The sequence below is a fragment of the Vibrio sp. 10N.222.49.C9 genome (assembly GCF_041474985.1).
GTDB lineage: Bacteria > Pseudomonadota > Gammaproteobacteria > Enterobacterales > Vibrionaceae > Vibrio > Vibrio crassostreae_C.
On record NZ_JBFRVD010000088.1, the window covers coordinates 1 to 2,622 of the forward strand.

The window sequence follows — 2,622 nt, forward strand, 5'->3', positions numbered from 1 at the left end:
AATTTAGGCAACAACGCCTATCCCTTTATATCGCACCACATGAAATATTAAAAGATTATTATCAAATTTTAATTGGTAATTATTCAAATGATGGGCTGTTTTTCATTGGCAATGTTCGCACTATTATACCTCCATACCAACAACGCAGTGCGCTAAGCACGGCACTAACTCAGAACGAAGGAAACTCCTATGACTACATTAACGATTGTTGCAAACATCAAAGCCAATGACGACAAAATTGAACTTGTGAAAGCTGAGCTACTAAAACTTATCGAGATAACTCGTGCTGAAGAAGGTTGCATCAACTATGACCTTCATCAAGACAACGACAACCCAGCGCATTTTACTTTTTATGAAAACTGGGTATCACGTGAACTTTGGCAAGCTCATATGGGCAACCAGCACCTTGCTGACTACATGACAGCAACCGAAGGCTCTGTCGCAAGTTTCACTGTCAACGAAATGACCAAGATCGCTTAGTTAAAAATTAACGTATTTAAACATTCAATTATCAAAATAGATTTGAAAGTATTTACAATATAAGTCAGTAATTGAGTGTAGTACCTGTACTACATTTAGTGAGTAACTCAATATGACATGACGAGTTGCCCTATCACTAAAACATTAAAGACATCAAAATTACCGACGATTTCGGTATCAAATTTAAAAGGAACATCCCATGACTACATTAACGATTGTTGCAAACATCAAAGCTAATGACGACAAAATTGAACTGGTGAAAGCCGAGCTACTAAAGCTTATCGACATTACTCGCGCTGAAGAAGGTTGCATCAACTATGACCTTCATCAAGACAACGAAAACCCAGCGCATTTTACTTTTTATGAAAACTGGGTATCACGTGAACTTTGGCAGGCTCATATGGGCAACCAGCACCTTGCGGACTACATGACAGCAACGGAAGGCTCTGTCGCAAGCTTCACAGTCAACGAAATGACTAAGATCGCGTAACGACAACATAAAACAAGCTTGTTATAGCACTATGCCCTGACTAAAACGGTTTGGGGCATCAAAGAACACCAATGAGGCTCGACATGAAAAATATGAAAATCTTACTAACACTTGCGACTGCGATGATAGTTAACACAGCGCAAGCGGCTGATATCGAAGTGGTTGCCAAGCTTGATGGCACACGACCAGGGAACATTACAGTAACGAAGCAGGGGCGTACTTTCCTTTCTATGCAACCCCTTGATGCACCTGAACTTCGTGTTGTTGAATTGATGAAGGATGGCTCAACCAAAGCATTTCCAACCCAAGACTGGGCAGATGGTCCAGATAAAGGTGAGGTTGGTTTGGCTTCAGTAATCGGTATTGATAGTACCGATGATGGTGTTGTGTGGGTGTTAGATATGGGCAGTGAAACTTCGCCTTCGCAAATTGTTGCATGGGATACCGTCAACGATAAGCTATTTAAACGCATTGAAATTGGAAAAGACGTACAGGTCGGTAACTCTTTTTTACAGGATTTTGCATTAGATACACTGCGTAACCAGATGTACATTGCCGATACGAGTTTAGGTAATCTGTATGGCGAAGCTGCGCCTGCCTTTGTTGTTGTAGATTTAAATACAGGTAAATCTCGCCGCGTTTTGCAATCAAATAAAGCACTGCTTTCACCTGAGCATGAAGTTGTGATTGATAGTTCTCGTATGGCGACAAAGCGTGAAGATGGTAGCGTTGATGCGATTTATCTTGGTGTGAATCCAATCACTATTGATGCAAATAATGAATGGCTATATTTTGGTACAGTCAATGGTAGTGCTATCTACCGTATTCCTGCCGCTGCTCTTGCTAACACAGCGCTTAGTGAAGATGCATTGGCCGAGCAGATTGAATTTTTCAGTGAAAAACGTCCAAGTGATGGCATGATTATCGCAGATAACGGTGATATCTATGTCGGTGATATTGAGAAAAATGCTGTTGGTGTGGTGAATAAAGACGGCTACAAAATCTTTGCACAAGATGACAAGTTATTGTCATGGGCAGATGGTTTCTCTATCCAGGGTGATTACTTGTACGTCACTCAAAACTCTCTTCACTTCCACCCTGCTTTCAACGAAGGCGAAGAAGGTTCAACCAAGCCATACCATGTGCTTCGAATCAAACTTAACTAATTGATGGTCTTTATGGCGGGAGTCATTCTCTCCTGTCCTTATTTTTCAATTCAATAGCGAGCCCATCATGAAAAATTCACGATAAAACCGAGTCGAGACCTTATCCAGATGTCTGAATTTGCCTCATCTGCTGTTGGCGGAGGTGATGTGATTGCTGACGGTAGCAAGGTTACACATCTTCAGGTTGGAACCGCGTGGTTGGTCTGTTTTTTCCGACTTGGGACACTGTCGCGATCAATCAAGGTAGCAACGATGTGGCCAGAGGCGGAGGCAGTACTGATGGTATGTTAGCTCAGGAAGTGGTTGGTCATGAAGATCGCTTTATAACTTTTCCAGATCACCTTTCTTACGAAGAAGCATCAACTGTAGTGGATCAGTAAATTTGGCCACATAGTCAGAACTCTAGACATAAGGAAAAGTAAGTCTAATCGCGTGTCTTGAAATTAGCCTCAATCCTGCTCTAGCTTGATGTATGGAATCCACTCC

At 41.8% G+C, this 2,622-nt stretch carries 5 protein-coding genes; all 5 read left to right on the forward strand.

Features of this window, described 5'->3' with window-relative positions:
* Window positions 1-230 (forward strand): hypothetical protein (locus tag AB4585_RS21735; RefSeq protein WP_372155830.1); only part of this gene is annotated, 230 nt, incomplete at its 5' end.
* Window positions 190-480 (forward strand): putative quinol monooxygenase, encoded by a 291-nt coding sequence (locus AB4585_RS21740; RefSeq protein ID WP_102322248.1) that lies wholly within the window; start codon window positions 190-192, stop codon window positions 478-480. The genes AB4585_RS21735 and AB4585_RS21740, both read left to right, overlap by 41 nt.
* 199 nt (window positions 481-679) lie before the next feature.
* A complete protein-coding gene (locus AB4585_RS21745; RefSeq protein ID WP_055026561.1) occupies window positions 680-970 on the forward strand; it encodes a putative quinol monooxygenase in 291 nt (96 codons plus the stop codon).
* An 83-nt stretch (window positions 971-1,053) separates the two neighbouring features.
* Window positions 1,054-2,136: an L-dopachrome tautomerase-related protein gene (locus AB4585_RS21750; protein ID WP_372154356.1), complete on the forward strand. Its 1,083-nt coding sequence runs from the start codon at window positions 1,054-1,056 to the stop codon at window positions 2,134-2,136.
* A gap of 194 nt (window positions 2,137-2,330) precedes the next feature.
* On the forward strand, window positions 2,331-2,516 hold the full coding sequence (locus tag AB4585_RS21755; protein WP_102530869.1) for a hypothetical protein: 186 nt from the start codon (window positions 2,331-2,333) through the stop codon (window positions 2,514-2,516).
* Window positions 2,517-2,622: the final 106 nt, after the last annotated feature.

Excerpts from the sequence above, each read along its gene's own strand:
- AB4585_RS21750 (WP_372154356.1), top strand. The coding sequence starts at position 1,054 with ATGAAAAATATGAAAATCTTACTAACACTTGCGACTGCGATGATAGTT.
- AB4585_RS21745 (WP_055026561.1), top strand. The coding sequence starts at position 680 with ATGACTACATTAACGATTGTTGCAAACATCAAAGCTAATGACGACAAA.
- AB4585_RS21740 (WP_102322248.1), top strand. The coding sequence starts at position 190 with ATGACTACATTAACGATTGTTGCAAACATCAAAGCCAATGACGACAAA.